The sequence below is a fragment of the Draconibacterium sediminis genome, assembly GCF_000949475.1.
GTDB classification, from domain to species: domain Bacteria; phylum Bacteroidota; class Bacteroidia; order Bacteroidales; family Prolixibacteraceae; genus Draconibacterium; species Draconibacterium sediminis.
Window position 1 is genome coordinate 404877 of sequence record NZ_JRHC01000005.1, and the last position, 21884, is coordinate 426760.

Below are 21884 nucleotides of genomic sequence, written 5' to 3' on the forward strand. Positions count from 1 at the left end.
TTTTAAACGGATGAAGATTAAAATACTCGTTGTATTGCTGCTTGCCGGTTTTTCGGTGTTTGCACAGAACGTTAACCGCGTAATTTCGCTGGCACCGTCGATTACCGAGAATATTTACCTGGTTGGCGGAAAAGATAAACTGGTTGGTTGTACGAGTTATTGTATGCTGGCCTTAAATGATGGTATTGAAGAAATTGGATCAACTGTAGATGTAAATGTGGAGAAAATTTTCGCATTGAAACCCGACCTGGTGTTGACCATGAAATTGACCAAACCACAAGATATTGCTACTCTTGAAAAACTTGGGTTACGTGTTGAGGTGTTGGAAACACCGATTTCCTTTGACGAAATTTGTGAGCAAACACAGCAAATAGCAGACTTGATTGGTTGCGAAGATCAATCGACAGAAGTGGTTGCAAAAGCCCGAAAAACAGTAAGTGAAATTCAGGAGAAAGCGAAGCAGCTTCCTTCTTCAAAAATATTTTTTCAAATAGGTGCCAATCCGGTATTTTCGGTGTTAGACAATACTTTTATGAACGATTTTATTCGCTTATGTAATGCGACGAATATTGCCGCGGGATTAACCCACGGTACTTTAACGCGTGAAAGTGTTTTGCTTAAAAATCCGGATGTGATAATTATTGCCGAAATGGGAGGTTTTGGTAAGGAGGAACAAAAAGTGTGGAACAGTTACGAAGGGATGGAGGCTGTGAAAAACAACAAAGTTTATTTGATTTCTTCCGAAACATCGTGTAGCCCAACGCCGGCCAATTTTGCAAGTGCACTGAAAGATGTTTACCGTTTTATAAGCGAGTAAATCCCATATTTTGAAACGAATGAACAGCAAATATTTAAAATGGATACTTTTTCTAGCCGCACTACTGGTGTTGCTGGTGGTGTCTGTTTTGTTTTCATTATCGGCCGGAGAAATAAAAGTGTCGCTGATGCAACTGCCACAAATATTATCGGATACAGGCAGCATTGAATATACCGTCTTATCAAAAATTCGTGTTCCCCGAATATTGATGGCCATCGGAGTTGGAGGTGCTTTAAGCCTTTCGGGAGTGGTGCTGCAGGGCATTTACCGCAATCCGCTGGTTGAGCCCTATACGCTCGGAATTTCCGGCGGTGCCGCACTGGGTGTGGCCATTGCCATTGTTTTCGGACTGAATACCTTGAGCTTTTTTTCGCTTCCGGCATTTGGTTTTTTGGGAGCACTTGTCACGCTCATTGTCGTGTATCTGTTAAGTATAAAACGTGGAGGTTTAAGCATAAACAGTATGTTGCTGATTGGTGTGATGGTAAGTTTTGTATCCTCCTCTGCCATGATGTTTCTGATGTCGATTTCCACCACCGAAAACCTGCATAATATTGTTTTCTGGGTGATGGGCTCGTTGGATGAATCAAACAATTCGTTGATCGCCATTGCCTTCTATTCATCGCTGGCGGGGCTGGTTATTTCCTACTTTTTTGCACAAACGCTAAATGCGCTTCGTCTGGGAGAAGTAAAAGCACGACATCTTGGAATAAACACCGGAGTAGCCATTAAATTGCTCTTTTTTGTGGCTTCGCTGCTCACCGGAATTGCGGTTTCTGTGGCCGGAGTTATCGGTTTTGTTGGTTTGGTTATTCCACACTTAATCCGACTGATTATCGGTAACGATTACCGTATTCTTTTGGCCGGTTCGTTTTTGGGAGGTGCCATTTTTCTAATTCTTTCTGATACGATTGCCCGAACCATTATTTCACCAAACGAATTGCCAATTGGGGTAATTACCGGTTTTGTTGGTGGTTTGGTTTTTATTATTGTACTGAGTCGCTCAAAATCACATTTCAAACTGAATTAGCATGGAACAGTTTTTTCAGATCACTAATTTTTCCTGCGGTTATCCCGGTAAGTTTTTACTGAAGGAGGTGAGTTTTAATGTGGCAAAAGGCGATTTTGTGGGGATTATCGGTCCAAACGGTTCCGGAAAAACAACCTTGTTTCGTGGAATTTCAGGAGAGCTTCCTCCGTTGAAAGGAAAAATGGAGTTGAAGGGGTTGGATACGCGAAAAATGAATCTGAAGCAGCGCGCTCAAAATATTGCCATTGTTACGCAGAATATCGAAATCGGCAGCATGACCGTAGAGGAATATGTATTGATGGGGCGCATTCCATATCACAAACAATTTCAGTTTTTCGAGACGAAAGAAGATTTTGCAATTGCCGAAAAATACATGAAGCTAACCGGTGTTGACAAGCTCAAAGGTAAATACATGAACGCTTTGAGCGGCGGTGAGCAGCAGCTGGCAGGCATTGCCCGTGCATTAACACAGGAACCCGATCTGCTTTTGCTTGACGAACCAACTTCGCATTTGGATATCACGCACCAGGTACAAACTTTGAATCTCATCCGTCGGTTGAGTCGCGAACTGGGATTAACCGTTCTGATGATTATTCACGACCTGAACCTGGCCGGCGAATATTGCGACTCGCTGATTATGATGCAGGAAGGCCATATTCGTAAAAAGGGACTGCCGGTTGAAGTGCTTAATTATGCCGACATTGAAGCTGTTTACGAAACGGTTGTAGTGGTGCGCACCAATCCCATCTCAAATAAACCGGTGGTATTTTTGGTGTCGGAGGAGGTGATTGAAAAAAGTTGATTCCCGAAAAATTATCGCACGCGCACCGGCTGATAAACCATCATGGTTTGCATAGTGTCAAATTCCAGCGGCTCTTCGCGTTCAATATCCCGGATAAAACGATTCATTAAATTGTTACGTTTAATTAAATTCCGAAATTCTTTTCTGCTTTTTCTATTACTTACTTTCATCTCTGTAGTTTTTCTGTTTCAGCAGCTGTAAACAACTTCTATGCAATTATTTAGTGTGTTTTAACTTTTTCAGGAATTTTAAAGTATTTTAGAATATTTAGTGGTGTGCTAAATCAATCTTAATTCACAATTTGCCATTGTGATAATCGTGTAAGTGTCATCTGTACAGGCGTTTGGGTGGGGGTGTCGAGTGCTGTTAATAAGTCAATGCTATTTCCTGTGTATCTTTTTCAATAAAATCATTGTTGTTAAAAAATGTGACTATCTTTGTCGGTGAATTTAGGTTCTTAAAATTTCTGTATCAGAAATAAGATGAAAAGGGAATCCGGTGAAAAACCGGAGCTGTACCCGCAGCTGTAAGTCCTATCCGTCGTTTGACGGATCGTGTTATTGAACCATAAGCCACTTTCCGAGGGAATCGGGAGGGAAGGCATCAATAACCGGGATGAGCCAGAAGACCTGCCATAAATTCAATAGTAAATAATTAAGCTTCGGGATAAAAGCTTGAGAAATATATCCGTATTTTTCATTGATTTATCCAAAGCTCCTTAAATTCTAATAATGAGGAGGTTTGTAGTTTTTGGAATCGTATTGTGGGCGCTGGCTCAAAGTGCAGTGGCGCAGCAGGCTTTTACCGTGTTCGACACCGTTCAGGTTGAGGAAGTAGTGAGTTATGGAAAGCTTCAGAAATACCAGTCGGGAGCTAAAATCGAACGTATTAATGCCACTCAGTTTTCGTTAGCGCAGGATGGAAACCTGGAGCAATTACTTTCGCGCAGTTTACCCATTGCCTTTAAAACCAATGCAGGTGGTTTGGCCACTATTCGTATTCGCGGATCGGCACCCGATCATACCAGTTTTAATTTTGGCGGAATAAATATTAATTCGCTTACGCTGGGCCACTCCAATGTTAATAATGTACCCATCTATCTTTTCGATGAAATTGGGGTGCAGTTTGGTAGTGCCAGTTCTGTAAACGGATCAGGGAGTATTGGCGGAGCCATTCATTTGGGCCTGCAAAACAACTGGACCAACGGTTTTAAGGCCGAAGCCCGCATTGCAAACGGTTCATTTGGTGAGCAGCTTTACGGAACAAAACTGTTTTGGGGAAACGGAAGGTTTGAAGCCGTTACACGAGCATATTATTATGCGAAAAACAATGATTTTAAATTCACGAATCCCAATTACCGTGATTTCGAAAACAATATTTTTGAAATAGAAGATAAGCAGCACAATGCAGCTATTGAAAATATTGGATTACTGCAGGAACTGAATTATAAGTTCGACAAGGACGAGTTCTTCATCTTTAATATTTGGCTGGAGAAAGACTGGCATCTGGTTCAGCAAAATATGCAAACCAACCTGAGTAATCCGGATTTGCGCGAAGAGTATAACAATGATCATGTGCGTATCTGGACAGGTTATAAAAACCGCAAAAATCCCTTCAAATTCGAAATTAACGGCGGGTATGTATATGATAATGCCGTTAGCAACGAAAATACTTCTGATACCATTTCAACCCAACGCATAATTGGCGAGGCTTTTGTCGAACACGATTTTTCGCATCAGGCCAGTTATAAAGCCGGAGCAAAAGTTACCCGTATTTATCCAACGGTTTATGCTTATTCCGAATCTTTGAAACACGAGGATCGGGTAGACTTGTATGCTTCGTACTATCATCGTTTTTTTAACCGTTTAACCGCAACTCTAAATTTACGCTATGGTTATGTTACCGATTTCGACGTTCCTTTTACGCCTTCGTTCGGATTGAACTACCTGGCGCTTTCAAAAGAAAAGTATGTGCTTCGGTTTACCGGAAATATTGCACGCAGTTATCGTGTTCCAACTTTTAACGACCGCTTCTGGGTGCCCGGCGGAAATCCCGATCTGAATCCTGAAGAAGGAATGAGTTACGAATTCGGCACAAAATGGAGCTACTGCGTTGGAGACATCTCCGGGAATGTAAAACTGAATGCTTTCCTGATGAATGTGGACGACTGGATTCTCTGGAAAAACGGAGGAGCATATTGGTATGCCGCGAATGTGCAAAATGTGCAAAGCAAAGGTTTGGAGTTTATGACCGATTGGAACTATAACATTTTCGGACTAAAAGCTAATTCAGGACTGAATTATACCTATACTTCTGCAGAGCGAAAAAAGTCGCAAAATAACACGAACGCGCTTAACCGTCAGTTGGAATATGTTCCGCTTCACGCCGGTAATTTTTTCACAACGGTAGCTTATAACAAATTCGATTTCACAGTTGACGGAAGTTACAACGACGAGCAATTTACTGATGAGGAAGAAAAAAATGTTCTGGATGCTTTTTTTCTGATGAATGTGGCTGTTGGTTACAACTGGAAAATCGACGGACAGAATCAAATTCGAATAAATGGAATGATCAACAACCTGCTGGATACCGATTACCAGGCAAGTTGGGGCTATGCCATGCCCGGCATCGCCTACCGATTGAGCATCACATATAAATTCAAATAAAAAACAAACTACAAAATGAAAAAACAATTTAAAATTTTGACGTTTTTGGCGGTGTTGGCCTTTGCCTTTACTGCATGCGACGACAATGATTCGGCAAGTGTTACAGCCGGCTTTACTTATGCTCCCGAGGAGAATATTCAGGCGGGAGATACTGTGTTCTTTACTAACACTTCATCAGAGGCAGCAAGTTATGAGTGGAGCTTTGGCGACAATGCAACTTCAGCAGAAGCCAACCCATTTCATATATACACCGAGCCGGGTATTTATGATGTTACGTTGATTGCGGTGAATGGAGAGTTGAGTAATACGATCACTCACCAGGTGAATGTTGACGCATCACTGGCCTACATTGTTAACGCCGGTAGCTGGTCGGGAGATAAATCGACCATTACAGCTTACAATAAATATACTGATGAGGTGGTTAATAGCTATTACAATTCGGTAAATGGATTGGATATCACTTCAAATATTCAGTTTGCCTATAACTACAACGGCAAAATTTATATGATGGGAAATACTGCCGATCAGGTTTTTTGGGTTGATGCAAAAACATTTGAGCAGACAGAAAATGGAATCACCGATCAGATTGTAGGCCCACGCAACTGTCAGGCACGTGGTGATTACTTGTATGTTTCATGCTGGGGAGGCAAAGTGTATAACGATCCTACTCTTTCGTACATTGCCAAAGTGGATTTAACTGCGGGAGAAGTAGTGAAAACTATTCCTGTGCATTATGGTCCTGAAGGTTTGGCTATCGCTGGAAATAAATTGTATGCTGCATTAAATTATACGAATAAAGTTGCAGTAATCGACTTAGATACCGATGAAGTTTCATACATCGATCTTCCTGAAGGTAACATCCCTTCGTATTTTGAAATGGATGATCAGGATAACCTGTACATCAATCTGGGAGTAGCATACGGCGATGAGACCACTCAAACAGGAATCGGTTATATCAATACTTCTACTGATGAATTTGAAGCCAAATACGATTTGGAAGGAGTAAGCAGCATGAACTACGTTGATGTTTTTGAGTTTAATGATGACTTCTCGAAATTATATATCGTAACAACCGGCGGCTACGGAATGCCTGGAGGTGTGTCTGTTTTCGATGTAGCATCAAAAAGTTTCGAGGCTGAAAAATTCATCGATGGAGTGAATGGCCTGAATGGTTTGGGATACTACGATAATAAACTGTTTTGTTTCTTCTCTGACAATGTAACTTCAAATGGTTCAGTAATAACATACTCGCCAGACGGAACTGAGCTGAACGAGTTTGAAACAGGTATTGCGCCATTCATGTTACTTGATATTAAATAAGCAATGAACAACCCAAAAATATTTTGCCTTAATCTGCTGTTGGCCTGTTTTGTCGGATTATCGGCTTTTGCCGGCAACGGAGATAAGGTTACTGTTGAAATAGATTTTGGATCGTTGAAACATCCAAAACTGAAAATCGAGACAAATTGGAAAGAAGGGCTTTCGGCTTTGGAAGCCCTCCAGTTTGTTGCGGAAGTAAAAACACACCCCGTGGGGCAATATGTTTTTGTCGATGAAATTGATGGTGTAAAAGGTGTGCCGAACCAAAGTGTTTGGTACTACAAAATTAATGGCGAGCCTGCCAAAAAGATTGCCATCGACCAGCCTCTTGAAAACGGCGATAAAATAACCTGGATATATAAACAAGATGTTTGCAGTTCGAAAGAAGACAAATAGCTATAGGAATAATTATAGCAGTTTCTTCCCTAAGTGTGGCACTCAAGGCACATGATAATGATTACCCCTGGTCGTGTACCGGGGTTTGATTTTTTGTAACTTTTGAAATTCAATTTTAAAGAATGACACAAATTACATTTATAACAGGCGGTCAGCGTTCGGGTAAAAGCAGTTTTGCACAAAAACGTGCAGAGGATAGTTCCGATGCACCGGTGTATCTGGCAACTGCCCGTATCTGGGACGAAGATTTTCATAAGCGGGTAAAACGCCATCAGTCCGATCGTGGCGAACAGTGGCAAACCATCGAGGAAGAGCTGGAAATCAGTAAACATAACATGATCGGAAAAACAGTACTGCTTGACTGTATCACGCTGTGGCTGACCAATATTTTTTATCAGAACAGCAACGATGTAGATGCCAGTCTGGAAGTAGCCAAACACGAGTGGGACAAATTTATCAATCAGGATATGACGCTTTTTGTGGTAAGCAATGAGTTGGGAATGGGTGTTCATCCCGAAAATGAAATTGCCCGTAAGTTTGCCGATCTGCAAGGCTGGATGAATCAGTACATTGCCAAAACAGCAAACGAAGTCTTTCTGATGGTTTCCGGAATACCTGTTCAAATCAAAGGAATTTCGAATGAAGATTAACGAATTAAGATTTCAGAATCCTCCGCGTCCTGGTGCCTTTGCGAGAGAAATATTCTTCGAGTCTTCGTGTTCAAAATAAAATCTGCGGTAATCCGCGTAATCTGCGAGAAAAAATAAAACAATGACATTAAAAGATCAACTTCAACACAAAATCGATAACAAAACCAAACCAATCGGATCGCTTGGTTTGCTTGAAAACCTGGCCCTGCAAATCGGGATGGTTCAAAACACCCTGTCTCCCAAAATAGAAAAACCGGCTCACCTGATTTTTGCTGCCGATCATGGTCTGGCCGACGAAGGCATCAGCCCCTACCCAAAAGATGTTACCTGGCAAATGGTAATGAACTTCTGCGCCGGAGGTGCGTCGATTAACGTTTTTTGCCGTCAGAACGAGTTGGAGCTGAAAGTTTACGATGTGGGTGTTGATTACAGTTTTCCGGCAGAACTTCCGGTGATTAACGCAAAAGTGGCAAACGGAAGCCGTAATATGCGAAAAGAACCGGCCATGACCGCGGAAGAATGCCGAGCAGCAATGGAAGCAGGAGCAAAAGCAGTTCGCGAAGAAGCGGCCTTTGGTTGCAATACTATTGGTTGTGGCGAAATGGGAATTGGAAATACCTCGCCTTCGTCGTTATTGATGCACAAATTTACGGGCATTTCTATGGAAGCTTGTACCGGTCGTGGCTCAGGATTGAAAGATGAGCAGGTAGATCGAAAAACCAGAATCCTAAAAGAAATTGCAGGGAAATACAATCCAACCACACCCGAAGAAATTCTGGCCACTTTCGGAGGCCTCGAAATTGCTGCCATGACGGGAGCTTACCTCGAAGCGAAAAAACAAAATATGCTTATCCTTATAGATGGTTTTATTGCTACGGCTGCTGTGCTTACGGCAGTACAAATGGATCCTGCCGTAAAAGATAATTGTGTATTTTGCCATGGTTCCGACGAAAAAGGGCATAAGCTGATGTTGGAGCACCTTGGGGCAAAACCGCTGCTGCAGTTGGGAATGCGACTGGGCGAAGGAACCGGAGTTGCCGTTGCGATGCCGCTGGTAAAATCGGCTGTTAATTTCCTGAACGAAATGAGCAGCATGGAAGACGCCGGTGTGAGCAATAAGGATTAAACGCCTGCTTTATAAAAAGCAATGTTTTGTTGGATCCATAAAGTGATGATATAACTTTGTTACACAGGTTGATAGTCAATCAACCTAAGTAGGAAATCAAACAACCTAAGTTGGAAGACTATCAACCAAGGTTGGAAATAAATCAACTAAGGTTGGAAATGAATCAACAAAGGTTGGAAATGAATCAACTAAGTTTGATTACAAAGCAACCAAAGATGATATAAAAACATCTGAGGTTGATAAGCGAACAACCATGGTAGGAAAAGAAACAACTAAGGTTGATGGCAAATCAATCCGAATGATTTTGGCAGAAATAAGCGACACATGAGAAATGAGATAAAAATATTCCTCACGGCCCTGATGTTTTACACCCGAATCCCGGTTGGGCGCATCGAAGGATGGTCAGAGAAGATGTTGAATAAATCAACGCGCTACTTTCCGGTAATCGGATGGATTGTTGGAGGAGTTGGGGCAGTGGTTTATTTTGCTATTGGCGCTGTGCTGCCTGTTACGCTGGCAGTCGCACTTAGCATGGTGGCCACCATATTGTTGACCGGAGCATTTCATGAAGATGGTTTCGCCGATTTTTGCGATGGTTTTGGTGGCGGTTACACGCCCGAACGTATTCTGGAAATAATGAAAGATAGCCGGATAGGCACTTACGGAACTGTTGGACTATTGTCGGTTTTGGCGATAAAATTTTTGGCCTTATCGCATGTCGATGCCATTAGAATACCTTTCATTTTAATTGCCGGGCATGCATTAAGTCGTGTCTTCCCGGTGTTGCTCATCTACTCTTCGGTATATGCAAGGTTAGATGCAAGCAGCAAAACCAAACCTGTCGGGAAAGCCGATTCTTTATTTTCATTGTTATTTGCTTTGGTTACGGGCGGATTTTCGTTGCTGTTTCTTGCCTGGCAGGAAACGGTTTTGGTGGTCGCCGTTTTGCTCATCGTAACTTTTTTCTTCCGAAACTATATCACCCGCAAATTAGATGGCTACACCGGCGATGTGTTGGGGGCCCTGCAGCAACTCTGCGAAGTGTTTTTTTATTTGTGTATTCTCGCTTATCAAAATATGGGATGAAGATTTACGCGATCCGACATACCAGCGTAAATGTAAAACCCGGAATTTGTTACGGGCAAACCGATGTTGATGTGGCCGAAACATTTCATGAAGAACAAAAACGCTTGCTACAGGATATTGAGCAGGTGAGTTTTGATGCCGTCTGGTCGAGCCCCTTGTTACGTTGCCGGAAACTGGCCGAAAATCTTTTCCCAAATGAGGAGATTCAATTTGACACGCGTTTGAAAGAATTGAATTTTGGAGACTGGGAGATGTTGCCCTGGGACGATATATACGCTCAACCTGAAGGAAAAACCTGGATGGACAATTATCAAACTTTGCCAACGAAAAACGGCGAATCGTACCCCGAAATGGTGGCGCGTGTTTCAGCTTGTGTCAACGAAATAAAAAAATTAAACGCCGGTAATATTGCCGTTGTTGCCCACGCCGGAGTAATCCGCATATTAAAAAGTGTGATCGAAAATTTACCCATTTCACAACTCTTTGAAAATTTTAAACCGGCTTATGCCAGTGTTACCGTATTCGAATTAGATAAACATGACTAAAACAAAAACATACCGCCCGATAATGTTTGTCGGCACCGGCTCCGATGTGGGAAAAAGTGTTGTTAATGCCGGATTTTGCCGGATTTTTAAACAGGATGGATTACGTCCGGCTCCGTTTAAAGCACAGAACATGTCGCTGAATAGTTTCCCGACTCCCGATGGTTTGGAGATTGGTCGGGCACAGGCTGTTCAGGCCGAAGCATGTGGCATTGATTGCCGTGTGGAGATGAATCCGGTGTTATTGAAACCAACCGGTTACATGGATTCGCAAATTGTGTTGAATGGTAAACCCTGGGCCAATAAATCGGCAAAAGCATATTTTAACGAAACCGACCGCGATTTTCTGTTCAGCGAAGCAATGAATGCTTTTTCGCGACTGGAGAACGAATTTAATCCGATTGTTGTGGAAGGTGCTGGTAGTATCTCGGAAGTTAATCTTTGGAAAAAAGACATCACGAATATGCGGGTGGCTGTGGAGAAAAATGCAGCCACTTATCTTATTGCTGATATCGACAAAGGTGGTGTGTTTGGAAGTGTTTACGGTACCATGATGCTGTTGCCCGAGCAGGAACGCAAACTGGTGAAAGGCATCGTAATCAATAAATTCAGAGGCGATATTACCTTGTTTGAAGATGGCGCAAAAAAACTGGAGGAACTTTGTGGTGTGCCGGTCGTGGGTATCATTCCACATTTTCGCGACATCTATATTGATGATGAGGATTCGGTGGTTGTAGATAAAAAACAGTTTAAGGCGGTTGAAGGAAAAACAAATATTGCCGTGGTTTTGCTGCGGCACATGTCAAACTTCACCGATTTTAATTTTCTGGAACAATTACCGGAAGTAAACCTGTTTTATGCCGCATCGCCCGAAGATATCGATGAGGCCGATATTGTGCTATTGCCCGGTTCAAAGAATACGATTTCAGATATTCTGTTTCTGCAAAAGCAGGGAATGGCAATGGCGGTGAAAAAGGCGCACGATCAGGGAAAAGCTGTTTACGGTATTTGTGGCGGTTTTCAAATGATGGGCGAGTGGATTGCTGATCCGCATCATGTGGAAGGACAGATTGAAAAAGTTCCGGGTCTTGGAATTTTACCGGTTGAAACTATTTTGACTGAAGAGAAGGTAACAGAACAGTGTTCGTTTACTTTTCAAAACGGCGAGGTAGGTAAGGGCTACGAAATTCATATGGGCCAAACAATAGCAAAGCAGGAAAGCCCGGCTTGTTTGGTAAACGGCCAAAAGAAGGATGGTTATTTCCTGAATGAACGAACCTGGGGGACTTATATTCATGGCATTTTTGATAATATCAGCGTGGTTAACCGAATTTTAAAAGAGTCGGGGAAACAGCTGGCAACCCAAATGGATTTCCGGCAATTTAAAGAAACTCAATACGACAAACTGGCGCAGCTAATCAGGGAAAATGTTGATATGGCGTACATTTATAAATCGATGGAAATTGAATGAACATCTTACTATAATTATTCCTCTGCTGGCGGGTTTTGCACTTGATTGTCTGATTGGCGATCCTCATTTTCTGCCACACCCCATTCGTTTATTTGGCAACGCAATTTCTGTTGGTGAAGCAAAGTTGAACCGGGGCAAAAACAAAAAGCTAAAAGGTGCGTTTCTGGCTTCTTGCCTCATTCTTGCCACTTACTTTGTTTTTAAACTGGGGTTAATGGTTTTAGCTGCCTATCAAAACCTGTACCTCGTGGTTTCCTCCATCCTGGTTTTCTATGGTTTAGCCAACCGCTCGCTTATTCAGGAAGCATTGCGCGTGGTAATAAAACTGGATAAGGAAGGATTGGAAGCCGGTCGGCAGCAATTGTCGATGATTGTTGGCCGCGAAACAGCAACGTTAAACGAAAACCAGATAAGAACAGCAGTTTTGGAGACACTGGCCGAAAACCTCAGCGATGGGGTAATTGCTCCCCTGTTTTTTTATTTCATCGGCGGAGTGCCTGCAATGCTGGCCTATAAAATGGCCAATACCCTCGATTCGATGATCGGCTATAAAAGCGAACGATACAAAGATTTTGGTTTTTTTGCTGCAAAGCTCGATGATGTGTTGAATTTTATTCCCGCACGACTTACTGCGATTTTAATGGCTACAGTTAGTTTTAACTTCCGGGCCATTAAATTCATCGTTAAATACGGCAGGAAGCATTCAAGTCCAAATGCAGGATATCCGGAGGCTGCCCTGGCCGGTATACTGAATTGTCGTTTCGGGGGGCCAAACCGTTATCACGGAAAACTGGTTGAAAAGCCTTTTATTGGCGAAAATCCAAGGCCGGTATCTTCAAAGGATGTTTACAAAGCATGTTTAATCAACTTCGCAGTAACGATGGCGTTTATTGGAATTATTGTGCTTTGGTGGGTATAAACAAAAAAAGGACGGGTCAACACCCATCCTTTTCACTAACTAAACCAATAAAACTAATCAAACCTAAACTTATGAACTAAACTTGTATGACAAATGTAAGGAGTAAATATGAATTGGAGGTTATCCTAATGTTAAAAAATGTGTTTTATAACATCTTTTTAATCTATTGCCACTTAAGGAAAATTTATTGGGAGATTGTTGGTCGGTGTTGAATGGCTTGTGAAATCTACTGTTTGGGTTAAAATAAAAAAAGGACGGGTCAACACCCATCCTTTTCACTAACTAAACCAATAAAACTAATCAAACCTAAACTTATGAACTAAAACTTATAGTACAAATGTAAGGTCTTTCTTCGAAACAAAAGTTAATCTAATGTTAAGTTGTCGAATATCGTATTGTTATTATTTATGAGCAATAAATGCCATCTATCGTTCAAATATTGCAATTAGATATTAAAATGTAATTTTAAATACGTGAAAGGCGGCAAAAAGATATGTTTGATTTTAATTGAGGTCATAAAAAAAGGACGGGTCAGCACCCATCCTTTTCACTAACTAAACCAATAAAACTAATCAAACCTAAACTTATGAACTAAATTTGTACTACAAATGTACGGCGAATAAGGCGAAGGGAAGTTAATGCAATGTTAAAATGCCACACGATAACATATTTTAACTTTATGGATCATCAATCAAATTGATCGGAATTGTTTGGTCCTGTGTTTTAATTGTCAGAATATCAGTGTTTAACGTCGGTTGTGGCCTGTAGAAATACTTTCAAAACCTGGTTTTTGCGAACGCGTTTGTGTTATTTCCGATGTTAAATACGTATTAAGAACGTGAAAAATATCCCAATTTTCAACTAATGAAGTATCCAAAAAAATAGGAATTTACTTAACACACGATCCTCTTTCTGCAATTTCTGAAACAGTTATTTTTTCAAAATATAATTCTGTAGGAATGTAAACTGATTTAAATATGTTCTATGGAAAAGTGGCTAAATGTGAAAGTCAGTTCGCTGATAGATGAAATGTAAAGAGTGGGTGACTACCAGGTGCTATTGGAGTCTGGTTGGTATAAACTAAAAAAGGACGGGTCAACACCCATCCTTTTCACTAACTAAACCAATAAAACTAATCAAACCTAAACTTATGAACTAAAACTTATACTGCAAAGATAAGGTGCGTATGTGAACCGGAAGTTACCCGAATGTTAAAAAAATGTGTTTTATAACATATTTTAAATCTATGCGAACTTAAAGAAAATCTATCGGGTGAATTTATAGATGGAAAATAATGGGGTGGAAGAGATTGTATCAGGAATAAGCCATAAAAAAAGGATGAGTCAACACTCATCCTTTCCACTAACTAAACCAATAAAACTAATCAAACCTAAACTTATGAACTAAAACTTATGCTGCAAAGATATGCTGAAAAACATGTTCTGGCATCAAAATGGATCTAAAATCGTCTAAAAAGACAGATATTTTAACAAACGCTTAAGCTTTGGAAAAAATTTTAGAAACAATTGCATTAAAAAAGCCCGCTACAAGTTGCAACGGGCTTCACTATTTTATCGTTAATGCGTTTTATTGATCGTCTGGTTTGCTTTTATCTTCATCAGCAATCGACTCACGCATGGTGGTATCGGCCATTATGTTTTTGTATTTCATGTAATCCATAATTCCAAGGTTTCCGCTACGGAAGGCCTCCGAAATGGCCAATGGTACCTGAACTTCGGCTTCAATAACTTTAGCTCGCATTTCTTGTGCTGTAGCTTTATTTTCCTGCTCCAGGGCAATTGCCATAGCACGGCGTTCTTCTGCCTTAGCCTGGGCAATATTCTTGTCTGCCTCAGCCTGGTCCATTTGAAGCACTGCTCCAATGTTTTTACCTATGTCGATGTCGGCAATATCAATCGATAATATTTCAAATGCTGTTCCAGCATCCAACCCTTTTTCAAGCACTACGCGCGAAATAAAATCCGGATTTTCCAAAACTGCTTTATGTGAATGCGATGATCCGATTGACGAAACAATTCCTTCACCCACACGAGCGAGAACGGTTTCTTCTCCGGCGCCACCAACCAATTGTTTAATATTGGCCCGAACCGTTACCCTTGCTTTTGCAATTAGCTGAATACCGTCTTTCGATACAGCAGTTACAGGAGGAGTATTAATTACTTTCGGATTTACCGACATTTGTACGGCTTCAAAAACATCGCGACCCGCAAGGTCGATGGCGGTTGCCATATTAAAAGGCAGTTCAATGTTTGCCTTTGCGGCAGATACTAATGCATGAACTACTCTTGCTACGTGACCACCGGCCAGGTAATGTGCTTCCAAAGCATCGCGACTTAATTCAACATCGGCTTTTGCTCCTTCAATCATTGCACGAACAATTACTCCAGGAGGTACTTTACGGAAACGCATTAAGAATAACTGCAGGAGTGAAATTCGTACTCCAGATACCAACGCTGAAAACCATAATCCTATTGGGATAAAATAGAGGATTATAAAAAGTAATACGATTGCCCCGATTATTAATCCCCAGGCGCCTACTGCTTCTACTATCATGTTTTATTTATTTAAAGGTTCAACTATAATTTTATTGGATTCAATTTTTAAAACTCTGATTTCGGTATTGTGGTCGATGAAAGCACCGGTTGATTGGGCTTCCACAATTTCGCCATTTACTTTTACTTTTCCCATTGGTGCTAATCTTCCAATAGATTTACCGGTTTCGCCCACTACAATTTTCTCCCTGTTTATAAGGTCAACTTTTCCAACAATGTTCTTTTCCAGAATCATTTTTTTTCCTGTCCGCGATTTAAAAAAGTAGTAAATCATAGCCGGTGCAAGAATAAGGACTGTGGCCAGTGTTATAAAACCGACAAGTGTTCCGTATTCGGCAAAAGCCACATACACTGCTCCTCCTAAAAGAAGAAAACCGCCAATTCCGGCGATGGTAACTCCCGGGATTACTGCAAACTCGATAAGCAATAGTAGCAGGCCGAGAAGAATAAGCAAAATAATAGCAAGAATGCTCATATGTTTTAGTCAATAGTTGCGTTTAATTCACGTTCGATCAATGCATCTTTCAGTGGCTTTAGTGCATCAAAAGTTCCTTTTTTTACATCGCATTTGCCTTTGTAATGAACCAGCATTGTACATTGTGTCGCCTGTTCATATTCGTGGTTGCAAATGTCAATCAAAGCATCAATAACATAATCGAATGTGTGCACATCGTCGTTGTGCAAAGTCAGGAAATTTTCTTCAACAACTCCTTCTCTGAAATCCCCCTTTGGGATCTTTTTTGTCTCTTTCTGCGTCATTTGTCGTTTGCAATTTCTTTAGCTTCACTCAAAGTTATTCTTTTTCCGTTAAAATACGGCACAACATAGGCATCTTCTACACCTTCTCTACGCACTTGTTCCTGCATTTTTAGTGCATCGTCGTAGTTTGTAAGGTTTCCTGTAGTGTATACCACAATGCCTTTTTCGTCGGTGTAATTCTCAATTTTACGAATATAGGATAACTTGTCGAATAATCGTTTTACATAGGGTGGTAATCCACGGCTATAGGCGCCCAACTGTATTTTATAAATCAGTTCGTCTTCTGTTGTTTCTTCGGTTTTGCTACTTGTTGTTCTTGTTATCGGTGCAACTGATGGCGCCACCAGTATAATCGAATCCGGTTTTTTCGGGACTAACTGAGATTTGTAAGCTGCTAAATACTCATCGGCCTGTTTATGGAAGGCATCTATTTCTTCGTAAGAAGCGTTTTGCCAGAACGAATTTTCTTCTTGTTGCGATTTTAACAGCAATTCTTCCGCAGTTGCACGTAGCTGAAAAATACTTGTTTCGTTATCAAGAATTTGTTTGCCGAGTGTTTGCCGCTCGGTGTACGATGTTGTGGCACCGTATTGTTTTCGCAGTTTATCTGTATTGCTTATCGTTTGCTCCAGCTCTTCCTGTTTCGCAGTTCCTTCGGTATATAGTTTTAAACCTTTTTTTGTTTTGAAAAAAGTAGTGTCGGGATAAGTAATCTCTGCATTCACTACAAAATTTATCGGCTCCGGTAAAATCTCAACTTCGGTTGGTTCCTCAATAACTACCGGCTCAGGAATGATTGAATCAGCAATGGTTGAGTCCATCAAAATCGAATCGTTTGCGGCAATAACTTCTGTTGAATCCGAAATTTCAGTAGCGATAACCATTTCGCCAATAACCGGATTAAATGGCTCGGGTTCAGTTGTGCGGGGCACAGCTGCCGGCATTACATCGCCCGCTGCAGTTTCAGCAACTTCCTGTGCTTCATTTCGTTGCTCAAACGGATTGATTTTCTCGCGGCATAGTTCCATTTTTTCTGCAAGTCCAACTTCCTGTGCCGTTGCCTCATCGGTTTTATTACTGAATAATTTATAGTAATTTAATGCTTCCTGAAAACGGTTTTGGGCGTGGTACTGAACACCAATATAATAGTTTGTCTTTAAAGGCGCTTCGCCCAGACTGCCGTTCAGCAAGTAAATGATTTCGTTGGTTCCGTAATGTCCGTTTTCGGTACGGCAGGCCCCATAATAGTAATTAACCATCAGGTGGTCGGGCTTTTCATCCAGCAGCTTTTTCAGAATCAATTCAGCCTCGGCAAAATTGCCTTCTTCGTATAAACGAATGGCTTGCGATAACGGATTTTCCTGGCTAGCTCCAAAAACGCTGTCGGAAGCAAACAAAAAAATAGAGAATATTGTTAGTAGTGCTAAAACCTTTCTAAAAATCATATAAAAACCAGTTCTGTTTTATGTTTGTAAAGCTACAAAAAATCAATTTTTTTTAGAGATTAAATTAAACTGAAGTAGCAGCTAAGATACAGAATTGAGCTGAGATTTATCATTTATTAAACTATATTTGTAAAATTGAATAATTCGTAAGACATGGCAGATTTAAAAGTTGGAGATAAGGCGCCGGATTTTGAAGGTAAAAATCAAAATGGAGAGAAGATCGCTCTTAAAGATTTTGCCGGAAAAAAACTGATCCTTTATTTCTATCCGAAAGACAATACTCCCGGTTGCACGGCCGAATCTTGTAACTTAAACGACAACTACGACGCGTGGTTGGAAAAAGGTTTTGATGTAGTGGGAGTAAGCCCCGACAGTGAAAAATCGCATCAGAAATTTATCGACAAATTTGGGTTTAAATTTAACCTGATTGCCGATACTGAAAAAGAAATTCTGGAGGCTTATGGCGCGTGGGGCTTAAAAAAGAATTATGGCAAAGAATACATGGGTGTTTTACGAAAAACCTTTGTTATTGACGAAGAGGGCGTAATCGCCGAAATTTTCGAAAAAGTAAATACAAAAGATCACACGAATCAGATTATTGAAACATTAAATCTATAACCTATTCTGAACATGACAAAAGAGGAGAGAGCTCAAATGAACAAGGAAAAGCTGAAAGCGCTTCAGCTTACAATGGATAAAATTGAAAAGAGCTACGGTAAAGGTTCTATTATGCGCATGGGTGATCGCGCCGACGAAGATGTTCCCGCTATTTCGTCTGGATCTATTGCGCTTGACGTAGCTTTAGGCGTTGGCGGATTCCCGAAAGGCCGTGTTATTGAGATTTATGGTCCTGAATCGTCGGGTAAAACAACCCTGGCCATTCATGCCATTGCTGAAGCTCAAAAAGCAGGAGGAATTGCCGCAATTGTAGATGCCGAGCATGCTTTCGATCCGTACTACGCCCGTAAACTGGGTGTTGATATTGATGAACTTCTAATTTCGCAACCCGATAACGGTGAACAGGCTTTGGAAATTACCGATAACCTGATCCGTTCAGGAGCGCTGGATATTGTTGTAATCGACTCGGTTGCTGCATTAACACCAAAAGCCGAGCTGGAAGGCGAAATGGGCGACTCAAAAATGGGACTTCAGGCACGTTTGATGTCGCAGGCATTGCGTAAGCTTACTGCCAACATCAACAAAACAAAAACCTGCTGTATTTTTATTAACCAGTTACGCGAGAAAATCGGCGTAATGTTCGGTAACCCGGAAACAACAACCGGTGGTAACGCACTTAAATTTTATGCGTCGGTGCGTTTGGATATTCGTCGTATCGGACAAATTAAAGATGGCGACGAAGTGAATGGTAACCACGTTCGTGTAAAAGTGGTGAAAAACAAAGTGGCACCGCCATTCCGTAAAGCTGAATTTGATATTATGTATGGCGAAGGAATTTCTAAATCGGGCGAGATCATCGATTTGGGCGTTCAGTACAATATTATTAAAAAGAGTGGATCGTGGTTTAGTTATGGTGAAACAAAACTGGGGCAGGGCCGTGAAACTGTGCGTCAGTTGGTAATCGATAATCCCGAGCTTGCTCAGGAATTGGAGACGAAAATTATTGAAGCCATTACAGGAACAGTAACCACCACCACAGAATAGATTAACTGATATAGACAGAATATACCGGGTGAATTGATTCTGTCGATTCATCCGGTTTTTTTATAAGGCAGGCTTAAAGATGAAGTAGTTTTTACAAATATAAATAGATAAAAAAAATCGTATGAAAGTGTTAAAGTTTGGTGGAACATCCGTAGGTTCCGCCGCAAACATTAAACGTGTAAAAGACATTGTACTAAACCAGAACGAGGATGTTGTTGTGGTAGTTTCAGCCCTTGGTGGCATAACCGATAAAATTCTAACGGCAGCGCACAATGCTGCCTCTGGTACAGGCGACTTTCATACGGAACTTACGGAAATCAGACAAAGACACGACGAAACATTACGTGAACTTTTTAACGGATCAGGATCGGTAAAAGAGCATGTTGATGTATTGCTCGACGAGTTGGAGAAATTATTGACCGGTATAACTCTGGTGGGCGAATTAACACTGAAAACACTCGATCGAATTGCCGGTTTGGGCGAACGAATTTCGTCGCATATTGTTGCCGAATTTATTGGCTGCCCGCGAAAAGACTCGTCGGAGTTTATTCAAACCGACAGCAACTTTGGTAAAGCGGCAGTTGATTTTGGCGTTACTAACAATAGAATTAAGGAAACTTTTGCCGGTTTTAAAGGAGCAGCCGTTGTGCCCGGTTTTATCTCGAAAAATGCCAAAGGCGAATTTACTACACTTGGGCGTGGTGGATCTGATTTTACTGCCGCAATTTTGGCTGCAGCCCTTGATGTTGAGATTCTGGAAATATGGACCGACGTAAACGGTTTTATGACAGCCGATCCGCGTGTGATTCGCAAGGCTTATACCATTCCTGAGATATCTTATTCAGAGGCCATGGAGCTTTCGCATTTTGGTGCCAAAGTAATTTATCCGCCAACTATTTTGCCGGTTTATCAAAAGGGAATTCCCATCCAGATAAAAAATACCTTCGATCCGGAAAACCCGGGAACCAAAATTGTAAAAGGTGTTAAGAATGGTTTCGACCGCCCGATTAAAGGTATTTCTTCTATTTCGGGAATTACGCTGGTTACCTTGCAGGGCATCGGAATGGTGGGTGTTACCGGCATTTCAATGCGATTGTTTACCGCACTCGCAAAAGTAAATGTAAATGTGATTTTAATTTCGCAGGCGTCTTCAGAAAATTCAATCAGTGTGGCTATTGAAGAAAAAGCACTGGATGTGGCCGAAGCTGCAATTCGCGAAGAATTTGAAAAGGAAATCTCCGCCGGACAGGTGAATAAAATTGATCTCGAAAAAAGCGTTTCTGTTGTGGCGATTGTTGGCGAGAATATGAAACACACTACCGGTATTGCCGGAAAACTTTTTTCTACCATGGGAAAAAGTGGTGTAAACATTATTGCCATCGCGCAGGGAGCGTCGGAGCTGAATATTTCGTGGGTAGTTAAAAACGACGATCTGCGAAAAACCTTAAATGTGGTGCACGAATCGTTCTTCCTGTCGGAGAATGTGGAGCTGAATATTTTCCTGATGGGAATTGGTACTGTTGGAGGAAACCTGCTGAAACAGATTAAACAACAACAGGAGCGACTATTAAAACAAAACCACTTACGATTGAAGTTAACCGGAATTGCCAACTCTAAAAAAATGCTCTTTAACCGCGATGGAATTGAAATTGATTCCTTTAAAGAGCAGTTGGATGCTTCGGAGAAAACATCTTCGTTGCAGGGTTTTGTTGATGAGATCAAGGAAATGAATATCTACAATTCCGTGTTTGTGGATTGTACGGCTAACGATGCGGTTGCTGATCTTTACAAGGAAATTTTGAGTTCGAACGTTTCCATTGTTACGGCCAATAAAGTAGCCGCTTCATCGGAGTATGATAATTATGCCGAACTGAAAAAAATCGCCAAAAAGAAAGGGATTAAATTTCTTTTCGAAACCAACGTTGGCGCAGGTTTGCCTATTATTAATACACTTAATGATTTGGTAAATTCGGGCGATAAAGTGTTGCGGATTGAAGCCGTTCTTTCCGGAACGCTCAACTATATTTTCAATACTATTTCGGCTGATATTCCATTGAGTAAAACCATTCAAATGGCCAAGGATGAAGGTTATTCAGAACCCGATCCCCGGGTTGATTTAAGTGGTGTTGACGTGGCCCGTAAAATTCTGATTCTTGCCCGCGAATCGGGTTATCGTATTGAAATGGATGATATTTTGATCAACCGTTTTGTACCCGAAGAATTATTTGCCGGTACGCTCGACGAGTTTTGGGCCGGTGTTTCGGAGTTGGATGCCAAATTTGAAACTGAACGTCAACGACTGGAAGCTGAAAATAAAAAATGGCGCTTTGTGGCTAAGTTCGAGAATGGTAAGGCCGAAGCCGGATTGCAGGAAGTAGATTCTAAGCATCCGTTTTACGACCTGGAAGGAAGCAATAACCTGGTAATGTACACAACAGAACGTTATCACGAATTTCCGATGCTGATAAAAGGTTATGGCGCCGGAGCCTCGGTAACGGCCGCCGGGGTATTTGCCGATTTGATAAAAGTGTCGAATATTTAAAACAAAGTTGTTGCTAAAAGCATTCATATAAAAAAGTAAAAAAACTTTGAAGACCGGTTGCCAACTGCTGTCACCGGA

At 41.3% G+C, this 21884-nt stretch carries 20 protein-coding genes and 1 riboswitch; of the genes, 15 read left to right on the forward strand and 5 right to left on the reverse strand.

Going from position 1 to position 21884, the window contains the following annotated elements:
• Positions 1-10: 10 nt before the first annotated feature.
• Genes LH29_RS18490 through LH29_RS18500 form a run of 3 tightly spaced genes read left to right on the forward strand, consistent with a single transcriptional unit; the run spans position 11 to position 2649 of the window.
• Complete coding sequence (locus LH29_RS18490) at positions 11-817, forward strand: ABC transporter substrate-binding protein (RefSeq protein ID WP_045032601.1); 807 nt, start codon at positions 11-13, stop codon at positions 815-817.
• Positions 818-836: 19 nt separating this feature from the next.
• Positions 837-1847 carry a FecCD family ABC transporter permease gene (locus tag LH29_RS18495; RefSeq protein ID WP_045032603.1) on the forward strand — a complete coding sequence of 337 codons (1011 nt, stop codon included), beginning with the start codon at positions 837-839 and terminating at the stop codon, positions 1845-1847.
• 1 nt (position 1848) lies between these two features.
• Complete coding sequence (locus LH29_RS18500; RefSeq protein ID WP_045032605.1) at positions 1849-2649, forward strand: ABC transporter ATP-binding protein; 801 nt, start codon at positions 1849-1851, stop codon at positions 2647-2649.
• 11 nt (positions 2650-2660) lie between these two features.
• Here LH29_RS18500 and LH29_RS24670 read toward each other — a convergent pair whose 3' ends face one another.
• Positions 2661-2819 (reverse strand): hypothetical protein, encoded by a 159-nt coding sequence (locus LH29_RS24670; RefSeq protein WP_157493757.1) that lies wholly within the window; start codon positions 2817-2819, stop codon positions 2661-2663.
• 264 nt (positions 2820-3083) lie between these two features.
• Positions 3084-3301, forward strand: a riboswitch (cobalamin riboswitch).
• 79 nt (positions 3302-3380) lie between these two features.
• Here LH29_RS24670 and LH29_RS18505 point away from each other — a divergent pair.
• The 9 genes from LH29_RS18505 (at position 3381) to cbiB (ending at position 12825) form a co-directional block, all read left to right on the forward strand.
• On the forward strand, positions 3381-5315 hold the full coding sequence (locus LH29_RS18505) for a TonB-dependent receptor (protein ID WP_045032607.1): 1935 nt from the start codon (positions 3381-3383) through the stop codon (positions 5313-5315).
• Positions 5316-5330: 15 nt separating this feature from the next.
• Complete coding sequence (locus LH29_RS24050) at positions 5331-6635, forward strand: PKD domain-containing protein (protein WP_052671076.1); 1305 nt, start codon at positions 5331-5333, stop codon at positions 6633-6635.
• 3 nt (positions 6636-6638) lie between these two features.
• Positions 6639-7031 carry a DUF4430 domain-containing protein gene (locus tag LH29_RS18515; protein ID WP_045032609.1) on the forward strand — a complete coding sequence of 131 codons (393 nt, stop codon included), beginning with the start codon at positions 6639-6641 and terminating at the stop codon, positions 7029-7031.
• 122 nt (positions 7032-7153) lie between these two features.
• Positions 7154-7681, forward strand: coding sequence for a bifunctional adenosylcobinamide kinase/adenosylcobinamide-phosphate guanylyltransferase (cobU, locus tag LH29_RS18520; protein ID WP_045032611.1), 528 nt, complete (start codon positions 7154-7156; stop codon positions 7679-7681).
• 121 nt (positions 7682-7802) lie between these two features.
• Positions 7803-8807, forward strand: a complete 1005-nt coding sequence (gene cobT / locus LH29_RS18525; RefSeq protein ID WP_045032613.1) for a nicotinate-nucleotide--dimethylbenzimidazole phosphoribosyltransferase — start codon at positions 7803-7805, stop codon at positions 8805-8807.
• A 324-nt stretch (positions 8808-9131) separates the two neighbouring features.
• A complete protein-coding gene (locus tag LH29_RS18530) occupies positions 9132-9893 on the forward strand; it encodes an adenosylcobinamide-GDP ribazoletransferase (RefSeq protein ID WP_045032615.1) in 762 nt (253 codons plus the stop codon).
• Positions 9890-10438 (forward strand): alpha-ribazole phosphatase, encoded by a 549-nt coding sequence (cobC, locus tag LH29_RS18535; protein WP_045032617.1) that lies wholly within the window; start codon positions 9890-9892, stop codon positions 10436-10438. The genes LH29_RS18530 and cobC overlap by 4 nt, the downstream gene beginning before the upstream one ends.
• Positions 10431-11906 (forward strand): cobyric acid synthase, encoded by a 1476-nt coding sequence (locus tag LH29_RS18540; RefSeq protein WP_045032619.1) that lies wholly within the window; start codon positions 10431-10433, stop codon positions 11904-11906. The genes cobC and LH29_RS18540 overlap by 8 nt, the downstream gene beginning before the upstream one ends.
• Complete coding sequence (cbiB, locus tag LH29_RS18545) at positions 11899-12825, forward strand: adenosylcobinamide-phosphate synthase CbiB (protein ID WP_045032621.1); 927 nt, start codon at positions 11899-11901, stop codon at positions 12823-12825. Before LH29_RS18540 ends, cbiB begins: the two co-directional genes overlap by 8 nt.
• 1587 nt (positions 12826-14412) lie before the next feature.
• On the opposite strand, the gene floA is transcribed toward cbiB, so the two are convergent.
• From floA to LH29_RS18565, 4 genes are read right to left on the reverse strand one after another with little or no spacing between them, the layout of a single operon-like run.
• Positions 14413-15399: a flotillin-like protein FloA gene (floA, locus tag LH29_RS18550; protein ID WP_045032624.1), complete on the reverse strand. Its 987-nt coding sequence runs from the start codon at positions 15397-15399 to the stop codon at positions 14413-14415.
• 3 nt (positions 15400-15402) lie between these two features.
• A complete protein-coding gene (locus LH29_RS18555; RefSeq protein ID WP_045032627.1) occupies positions 15403-15873 on the reverse strand; it encodes an NfeD family protein in 471 nt (156 codons plus the stop codon).
• A gap of 5 nt (positions 15874-15878) precedes the next feature.
• A complete protein-coding gene (locus LH29_RS18560; protein WP_045032632.1) occupies positions 15879-16157 on the reverse strand; it encodes an ATP-dependent Clp protease adaptor ClpS in 279 nt (92 codons plus the stop codon).
• Positions 16154-17602, reverse strand: a complete 1449-nt coding sequence (locus LH29_RS18565) for a tetratricopeptide repeat protein (RefSeq protein ID WP_045032634.1) — start codon at positions 17600-17602, stop codon at positions 16154-16156. The genes LH29_RS18560 and LH29_RS18565 overlap by 4 nt, the downstream gene beginning before the upstream one ends.
• Before the next feature lie 153 nt (positions 17603-17755).
• Here LH29_RS18565 and bcp point away from each other — a divergent pair, with 153 nt between their 5' ends.
• The 3 genes from bcp to thrA all read left to right on the forward strand — a co-directional run bounded on the left by bcp (position 17756) and on the right by thrA (position 21806).
• Positions 17756-18220: a thioredoxin-dependent thiol peroxidase gene (bcp, locus tag LH29_RS18570; RefSeq protein WP_045032637.1), complete on the forward strand. Its 465-nt coding sequence runs from the start codon at positions 17756-17758 to the stop codon at positions 18218-18220.
• Positions 18221-18232: 12 nt separating this feature from the next.
• Positions 18233-19264 (forward strand): recombinase RecA, encoded by a 1032-nt coding sequence (gene recA, locus LH29_RS18575; protein ID WP_045032639.1) that lies wholly within the window; start codon positions 18233-18235, stop codon positions 19262-19264.
• Between the two features lie 121 nt (positions 19265-19385).
• Positions 19386-21806, forward strand: coding sequence for a bifunctional aspartate kinase/homoserine dehydrogenase I (gene thrA / locus LH29_RS18580; RefSeq protein ID WP_045032642.1), 2421 nt, complete (start codon positions 19386-19388; stop codon positions 21804-21806).
• Positions 21807-21884: the final 78 nt, after the last annotated feature.

Bases quoted from the DNA above. Each gene is read 5' to 3' on its own strand.
- LH29_RS18490 (WP_045032601.1), top strand. From the start codon at position 11: ATGAAGATTAAAATACTCGTTGTATTGCTGCTTGCCGGTTTTTCGGTG.
- LH29_RS18495 (WP_045032603.1), top strand. From the start codon at position 837: ATGAACAGCAAATATTTAAAATGGATACTTTTTCTAGCCGCACTACTG.
- LH29_RS18500 (WP_045032605.1), top strand. From the start codon at position 1,849: ATGGAACAGTTTTTTCAGATCACTAATTTTTCCTGCGGTTATCCCGGT.
- LH29_RS24670 (WP_157493757.1), bottom strand. From the start codon at position 2,819: ATGAAAGTAAGTAATAGAAAAAGCAGAAAAGAATTTCGGAATTTAATT.
- LH29_RS18505 (WP_045032607.1), top strand. From the start codon at position 3,381: ATGAGGAGGTTTGTAGTTTTTGGAATCGTATTGTGGGCGCTGGCTCAA.
- LH29_RS24050 (WP_052671076.1), top strand. From the start codon at position 5,331: ATGAAAAAACAATTTAAAATTTTGACGTTTTTGGCGGTGTTGGCCTTT.
- LH29_RS18515 (WP_045032609.1), top strand. From the start codon at position 6,639: ATGAACAACCCAAAAATATTTTGCCTTAATCTGCTGTTGGCCTGTTTT.
- cobU (WP_045032611.1), top strand. From the start codon at position 7,154: ATGACACAAATTACATTTATAACAGGCGGTCAGCGTTCGGGTAAAAGC.
- cobT (WP_045032613.1), top strand. From the start codon at position 7,803: ATGACATTAAAAGATCAACTTCAACACAAAATCGATAACAAAACCAAA.
- LH29_RS18530 (WP_045032615.1), top strand. From the start codon at position 9,132: ATGAGAAATGAGATAAAAATATTCCTCACGGCCCTGATGTTTTACACC.
- cobC (WP_045032617.1), top strand. From the start codon at position 9,890: ATGAAGATTTACGCGATCCGACATACCAGCGTAAATGTAAAACCCGGA.
- LH29_RS18540 (WP_045032619.1), top strand. From the start codon at position 10,431: ATGACTAAAACAAAAACATACCGCCCGATAATGTTTGTCGGCACCGGC.
- floA (WP_045032624.1), bottom strand. From the start codon at position 15,399: ATGATAGTAGAAGCAGTAGGCGCCTGGGGATTAATAATCGGGGCAATC.
- LH29_RS18555 (WP_045032627.1), bottom strand. From the start codon at position 15,873: ATGAGCATTCTTGCTATTATTTTGCTTATTCTTCTCGGCCTGCTACTA.
- LH29_RS18560 (WP_045032632.1), bottom strand. From the start codon at position 16,157: ATGACGCAGAAAGAGACAAAAAAGATCCCAAAGGGGGATTTCAGAGAA.
- LH29_RS18565 (WP_045032634.1), bottom strand. From the start codon at position 17,602: ATGATTTTTAGAAAGGTTTTAGCACTACTAACAATATTCTCTATTTTT.
- bcp (WP_045032637.1), top strand. From the start codon at position 17,756: ATGGCAGATTTAAAAGTTGGAGATAAGGCGCCGGATTTTGAAGGTAAA.
- recA (WP_045032639.1), top strand. From the start codon at position 18,233: ATGACAAAAGAGGAGAGAGCTCAAATGAACAAGGAAAAGCTGAAAGCG.
- thrA (WP_045032642.1), top strand. From the start codon at position 19,386: ATGAAAGTGTTAAAGTTTGGTGGAACATCCGTAGGTTCCGCCGCAAAC.